4 protein-coding genes are annotated in these 7,348 nt (G+C 74.0%); 2 read left to right on the plus strand and 2 right to left on the minus strand.

Annotated features, from left to right (window positions below; genetic code table 11):
• Positions 1–41 precede the first annotated feature (41 nt).
• The gene (locus FVA95_RS11045; protein ID WP_149664123.1) at positions 42–2,285 is read right to left on the minus strand and encodes an MFS transporter; all 2,244 of its coding nucleotides are present in this window, start codon (positions 2,283–2,285) and stop codon (positions 42–44) included.
• Between the two features lie 561 nt (positions 2,286–2,846).
• Here FVA95_RS11045 and FVA95_RS11050 point away from each other — a divergent pair.
• Entirely contained in the window at positions 2,847–4,040 is a 1,194-nt protein-coding gene (locus FVA95_RS11050) for an aminotransferase (RefSeq protein ID WP_240051411.1), read from the plus strand.
• Positions 4,041–4,087: 47 nt separating this feature from the next.
• The gene (locus FVA95_RS11055) at positions 4,088–5,524 is read left to right on the plus strand and encodes an MFS transporter (protein WP_149664125.1); all 1,437 of its coding nucleotides are present in this window, start codon (positions 4,088–4,090) and stop codon (positions 5,522–5,524) included.
• 51 nt (positions 5,525–5,575) lie between these two features.
• On the opposite strand, the gene FVA95_RS11060 is transcribed toward FVA95_RS11055, so the two are convergent.
• Positions 5,576–7,231 (minus strand): FAD-dependent oxidoreductase, encoded by a 1,656-nt coding sequence (locus FVA95_RS11060; protein ID WP_149664126.1) that lies wholly within the window; start codon positions 7,229–7,231, stop codon positions 5,576–5,578.
• Positions 7,232–7,348 lie beyond the last annotated feature (117 nt).

Raw genomic sequence — 7,348 nt, forward strand, 5'->3', positions numbered from 1 at the left:
CGTGGAAACCACGAACACCCGGCTCGACGCCGCGTCGCTCGTCAGCGGAAGAGCGCGATGTTCTCGGTGACCCAGTCGCGGAGGGTGAGCGGCGCCCGACCCGTGACGCGCTCGACCGTGTCGAACACCTTCCAGTCCCACTCGACCGACTGGCGCTTCAGCTCGAGGAGCGCCTCGAGCCGCGGCCCGCCCCAGCCGCGCTCGGCGTACTCGGCCCGAGCCTCGGCCGGGGTTCGCTCGACGTGCGCGACGGGCCGGCCGACGACCTCGGCGACGACCTCCACCATGCGGGCCGGCGAGATGGCCTCACCGCCCGTGATCGGCAGAGCCGCGCCGAGGTGGTCGTCGGTGAGGAGCGCCCAGTACGCCACCGAGGCGATGTCACGCGGATGGACCATGGCGGACGTCGGATCCCCCTGGGTGGTGTGGACGACGCCGTCCGACGCGACGGACCGGGCGTACTGACCCACGAACGACATGAACGTGCCGGGTCGCAGGATGGTCCACCGCATGCCCGACTCCCGCACCACGTCCTCACCGCTGCTGTGGCCGAGGCTCAGGGGGTCGGTGGCGCCGAACTCGACCCCGCTGGTCGAGAGCTTCACGAGCTTGCCGACGCCGGCCGCTCGGGCCGCCGCGACGAGGTTCGTCTCGTGCACGGGGCCTTCGGGCCCGTAGCCGGGCGGGACGACGAACACGGTGTCCACGCCGGTGAACACGCCGTCCAGGCTCTCGGGGCGTTCGAGGTCAGCTCCGACGACCTCGACCCCCTCGGAGAGGTCGGCCTTCTCGGGGAACCGGGTCAGCGCCCGGACGGGTTCACCCGCGGCCACGAGCTGCGGGACGAGCTCGGAGCCGACGGTGCCGGTGGCACCGGTGATCAGGTACATGGGTGTCTCCTTCGTGGAGGGGTGGAACAGGGAGGAGGTGGGGGTCAGGGCGTGCCGTCGGCCGCGACGCCGGGAGCCGCACCGTCGCCCGTCGCGTCCTCGGGCAGGCGGGTGCTCGGGAAGAACAGCGAGACCACGAACCCGACGACGACCGGGACCATCGCGGCGAACACCCGGTGCAGGGAGTCGGCGTAGGCGCCGGCCAGGGCGAACTGCTGCTCGGGCGAGAGGCGCGCGGCGGCATCGGGTGCCACCGAGCCGCCCGCGGCGCCGGGGACGCCACCTGATGGTCCGAGGTGCTGCGCCGTCTCGATCGCGAATCGCGAGGCGAAGATCGCGGCGAACACGGAGGACCCCCAGGGACGTGCCCATCTGCCGCAGCATGGTCGTGACGCCGTGGACAGCGCCCATGTCGTGGGTTCCCCCGCCGCTGCGCGCGGCGACGGTGAGCGCCTGCTGGTTGAGCCCGGCCGCGACGCCGAACATCAGCAGGTACAGGATCGTCGGGGGGAGCGGCGTCGCCGGACCGGCCGTGACGAAGAGCCGCGCCGTCAGGGCGAAGAGAGCCATGCTCGCCGGCGGGTACCAGCGGAACGAGCCCGTACGCCCGATGAGCCGGGCGCTCCCGTACTGGCTCACGACGACGAGCAGCACCGAGGCCACGCAGAGACCGATGACCACGCCCGAGCTCCGCGGGTCCGACGTGCCGGCCTGGTTCGCGAGGAGGTTGAGCGCGACGATGGCCGAGGTCAGCAGCACCGCGCCCAGGTGGTCGATCCGCACTCGACCGGGCCCGGATCGCGGAGGCAGGTGCAGCGTCGCCGAGACGATCGCGATCACCGCCAGCCCGATCGGCAGGTTCATCAGGAACGTCCAGCGCCAGCCGAACAGGTCCGTGACGACACCGCCGACGGTCGGCCCGGCCAGAGAGGCGACCCCGACGGTGACGGAGATCCAGCCGTAGTACCTGGCGCCCGCTCGCGGCGAGAACATCTCACCGATGATCGCGAGCACGCAGACGAACAGACCGCCGCTGCCGACGCCCTGGACGACGCGGAACGCGACCAGCTGCCCCATGGTCTGCGCGAGGCCGGAACCGGTCGAACCGACGAGGAAGACGACGACGGAAACGACCAGCACCTGCTTGCGGCCGAACAGGTCACCCCACTTGCCGCAGATCGGTAATGCGACCGTACCGCCGATGAGATAACCCGCGGTGACCCATCCGAACTGGTCGAGGGAACCCAGGTCGCCGACGATGCGCACCAGCGCGGTGGCAACGACCTGAGCATCGAGCAATGACAGGAAGACGGCAGCCATCAACGCCACCATGATGGTGCGCACCTGGGTGGAGGACAGATCCGCGGTCAGCGAACCGGAACGAGGCGTGGACACGACGACATCCCTACGAGATGGTCGACCGGCGCTCGGCCCTCAGCACGAGCACCAGGTCAACGGCATGGTCAGAAGTAGGAGAAAAGACAGCGCACTTTGGCGCCGGAGTGGGTCTCGACCTCTGAGTTCGCACGGATGAACCGAGACAGAGATCTGACCGAGCGTGGTTTCGCTCTCCTCAACCGCGGGCCCTTGTCGTCCGGCTCTGCCGGAGGACCCCGGTCCTTTTCATTCGTACTTCTTGACCGACCACATCCTCACACAGGAGATCGCGCCCACCATCGAATGCCGACAAGGACGCTAGCAGGCGGCCACTCCAGCGGCAACGCGATATCAGCACGATCCGCTGGCCGCGAAACGACTCCACAGTCCCGCGGCGCCGGCTCGGACACGGATCCTCCGAAACCGGTCCCGGTCCTTCGGGCGGTCCCGTGCTCTCCGGACCCGCGCGCGGGTGGCACGGCCCCGCATCCCGAGGGCCGCTGGACCGTCCCGGGCGGCGTCGGCGACGATCGGCCCCGCAGGACGAACGCACGACGACCCGGAAGGCGGCACCCGACGGTGCGACTCGACCCCACGACGGCGGCCGGCAGCGACTCTCCCATCGGCGCGGCGCTGGCGCTGGCCGGTGAGCGGGACCCGGCCCGGAACGCGACGCACCCACTGCTGGACCTGTCGCAGGCCGCGCCGCCGTACCCGCCGGCACCGGAGGTCGTCGAACGGGTGGTGGAGGTGGCCCGGGACCCTGCCCTGTCCGGCTACGCGCCGGTGCCCGGCATCGCCCCGCTGCGCCGCGCGGTCGCCGAGGAGCTGGCCCGGGACTACGCCGGGGACGTGACGCCGGACGACGTCGTCGTGACGGCGGGCTGCAACCAGGCGTTCGCCGTGGTCGCCGACGCCCTCGCCGGGCCGGGCGACGAGGTGATCTCACCGCTGCCCTACTACTTCAACCACGACATGTGGCTGCGCATGCGTGGCGTCACCCCGGTCTACCTGGAGCCCGACGCCGACCTGGTGCCCCGGGCCGCCGACGCCGAGGCACTCGTCACGCCCCGCACCCGGGCGATCGTCCTGGTCAGCCCCGGCAACCCGAGCGGGGTGACGGTGCCGCCGGAGGAGATCGTCGCGTTCGCCGAGCTGGCGCGCCGCCACGATCTCGCGCTGGTCGTCGACGAGACCTACCGCTCGTTCCGGCCCGACGCGCACGCCCCCGCGCACCCCCTGTTCGCCGACCCGTCGTGGCGCTCGACCGTGGTCAGCCTGCACTCCTACTCCAAGGACCTGGCCATCCCGGCGTACCGGGTCGGGTCGGTGATCGCGGGCCCCGAGCTGCGACGCCAGGTGCTCAAGCTGCTCGACTGCGTCGCCATCTGCGCACCGCGGGCCGGACAGGAGGCCGCGGTGGCCGGGCTCACCCGGGCCGGGGCATGGCGGGCCGACCGGGTCGCGGAGATCGCCCGGCGACGGGAGTGGGTCGGGTCCGCGCTCGCCGACCGGCCGGGCGGGTTCGAGATCGCCGCGCTCGGCGGGTTCTTCGCCTGGGTGCGCCACCCGTTCCCGGACCGCCCGACCCTCGACGTCGTCCGGACCCTGCTGCTCGACCACGACACCCTGACCATCCCGGGCACCGCGTTCCTGCCCGACGACCGGCAGATGCTGCGGCTGTCGGTGGGCCGGGTGGACGAGGCAGCCGCGGCCCTGCTGGCCGAGCGGCTCACCGGGGCCGGGCGGCGGGCGGGGGTCGTGACCGGCTGATCCGCCCGCGGCGGAAGACACCGGGGCCCCCGCACGTTCGGCCGACCATGGACACCGGACTGCGTACCGGCACCGCGGCCGGCCGCTGGGTCATCACGGCCTGCGTGCTCGGCTCGGGCATGGCGATGCTCGACAACACCGTCGTCACGATCGCGCTGCCCCGCATCGCCGAGGACCTCGGCGCCGGTTTCGCGGGGCTGCAGTGGACGGTCAACGGCTACACCCTGACCCTGGCCGGGCTGATCCTGCTCGGCGGCTCGCTGGGTGACCGGTTCGGCAGGCGGCGGATCTTCGTGACCGGGGCGGTGTGGTTCGCGCTGGCCTCGCTGCTGTGCGGGCTGGCGCCGAGCGTCGAGGTGCTCGCCGCGGCCCGGGCGTTGCAGGGGGTCGGTGGTGCGCTGCTGACCCCGGGCAGCCTGGCGCTGATCTCGGCCTCGTTCCACGGTGCGGACCGGGCGGCGGCGATCGGGGCCTGGTCCGGGCTCGGCGGGGTCGCGGGAGCGCTGGGCCCGTTCGTCGGCGGGACGCTCGTGGAGTGGTCCTGGCGGGCGGTGTTCCTGATCAACCTGCCGCTGGCGGCGGTCGTCGTCGCGGTGGCGGTGCGGCACGTGCCCGAGTCGCGTGACCCGGACGCCGCCCACCGGCTCGACGTCCCGGGCAGCGTGCTCGCCGTCGCCGGGTTGGCGTTGCTGACCTGGGCCGGGACGGCGGCCGGCTCCGGTGCGTCGCCCGGGCTGCAGGTGTGGGGCGCGGGCGCCGCCGGGGTGGCGGCGCTGGTGGCGTTCGCGCTGGTCGAGCGGCGCAGCCGGTCCCCGCTGGTCCCGCCGGAGCTGTTCACCGGCACCGGCGACGCCGGGGACGGGCGCCGGTTCACCGGCGCGAACGTGGTGACGGTGGCCGTCTACGCGGCGCTGGGGCTGCTGTTCGTGCTGCTCGCCGTGCAGCTGCAGATCGTGGCCGGGTTCTCCCCGTTGCTGGCCGGGACCGCGACCCTGCCGGTCACCGTGCTCATGCTGCTGCTGTCGGCCCGCGCCGGGCGGCTCGCGACGCGCACCGGCCCGGCACCGCTGGTGACCGGCGGGCTGCTGCTGGCCGCGGCCGGGATGCTGCTGGCCTCACGGATCGGGCCGGGAGCGGGCTGGTTCACCGACGTGCTCCCGGCGACGGCGCTGGTCGGGCTGGGGCTGTCCGCGGCCGTCGCGCCGCTGACCACCGCGGTGCTCGACGCTGCGGCGGACCGGCACGCCGGCGTCGCGTCGGGGGTCAACAACGCGATCGCGCGGGCGGCCGGCCTGCTCGCGGTGGCGGCCGTGCCCGCCATCGCGGGGATCCGCGGGGACGCCCCGGCCGACCCGGCGTCGTTCGGGCCGGGGTTCACCGTCGCCATGACGATCGGAGCAGGGCTCCTCGCGGTCGGCGCGGCACTCGCCGCTGCCCTGTTGCGGGGTGGCCCCGCGTCTCCGGTCGCAGCTCCGCCCGCCTAGCGGCCACGCGAGGTACCCGCGGCGACCACCCCGGTCCGCCGACCGCGGGGCTCAGCCCCGGACGTCGACCGCGATCAGCTCCGTGGTCCGGCAGGCCAGCGCGACCAGCGCCAGCGTCGGCCCGACCGCCCCGGCCGACGGGAACACCGCGCTGGAGGCGATGTGCACGTTCGGCGTGCCGTGCACCCGGCACGCCGGGTCCACGACCCCGCTCCGCGGCGAGTCCGACATGCGCAGCAGGCCCATCTGATGGGTGCCGTCGGTCATGTCCATGTCGTGCACGCGCTCCACGTCCGACAGGTCGACGTGGGCGATCCCGGTCCGCTCCAGCTCCTTGCCGATCAACGACAGCGACGTCACGATCGCCTCCCGGTCGCCGGCGGAGACCCGGTAGTCGACCCGCAGCCGGTGCTGGCCCAGCGCGTCGCGCTCGCGGTCGAGCGTGACCCGGTTCGCCGGGTCGGGGGTCTGCTCGGCGTCGAACCGCAGCCGGCAGTGCGCGGAGTCCAGCGGCATGAACGACGGCAGCCGCCGCTCCCCGGTGATCCGCGGCCGCGCCCAACCGCGGGCGAACCGCGCCACCCGCAGCGGGTCGGCGGCGACGTTGCGCATGTGGTGGCCGATGTCGGTGGTGTGGCTGTACTGGGCGTGCGTCCCGGCGGCCTTGAACCCGGCACGGAGCTTGCCCAGGCCCCAGTAGGTCAGGGCGAACGTCGACAGCAGCGCGTCGCCGTGCTCGGCGTCCTTCGGGTCGGCGAACCACAGCGCCGCCTTCAGGTTGCCCAACCGGTGGTCGGCCTGGGCCTGCGGGGACAGCGAGAGCATCCGGCGGGCGTAGACGCCGTCGTCGGTGGGCAGGTAGCCCAGGCCCAGCGCGCGCCCGGCCGTGGTCAGCTGCAGCCGTCCGACCTCGCCCACCGGGTGGGTCATGTAGTGCCGCCCGACCTGGCCGTACTCGTCGCCGATCCCGGCTCCGGTCCCGGTGCCGCCGTAGCCGTCGGAGGCGAGCAGGATCCGGACCGACTCCAGTCCACCCGCCGCGACGACGAAGTGCTGCGCCCGGATCCGGATGTCGCACCCCGGCCGCGGGACGACGACGGCCTCGGTCGCGGTGCCCGACACCGGGTCGCGCTCCAGGCGGGCGACGGTCGCGTGCAGGAACAGCCGGATCCGGCCGGCCTTCGCCATGTTCTCCACCGTCGGCGCGAACGACGTCGGCGGACTCCAGCGCCACAGGTCGTCCCAGCGCAGGGTGTCGCTGCGGAGCCCGGGCGGGGGCGCCGGGAAGCCCGACTCCGCGGCCGAGTACTCGCAGGCACCGGCGTCGAGGTGCCGCTGGGCGACCGGGTACCAGGCGCGCAGCTCGTCGTGCGGGATCGGCCACGCGGCGCCCGGCATCCACTCGCGGTCGGCGAAGTCGATGTCGTCGAGCGGGGCGCAGCGGCCGCCCCAGACCAGCGAGGTGCCGCCGAGGCGCTTCTGCCGGACGGCGTCGACCGGGTCGTGCTTGCCCCGCCCGCTGATCCCCCGGTAGGTGTCGCGGGCCGTGCGGCTCAGGCCCGGGCCGCCACCCTCCAGGACGACGACGCGCAGGCCGCGGTCGGCCAGCTCGGTCGCGGCCGCGGCCCCGGCCGGACCGCTGCCGATCACGCAGACCTCGGCCTCGAAGATGGAGCCGGGGAGCGCGCGCCGGGTGTCGATGAGCATGGAGGGCGGTTCCTTCCGAACGTGGTGCGGTACTGCCGTTGATGGTGCCCCGGCTCCGCTGTGAGGACGCTGTGGCTGCCCCCACCCACCCCTCCCCCGGGCGTGCCGGCCCCGCCC

It is taken from the genome of Pseudonocardia sp. EV170527-09, assembly GCF_008369905.1.
Lineage (GTDB): Bacteria > Actinomycetota > Actinomycetes > Mycobacteriales > Pseudonocardiaceae > Pseudonocardia.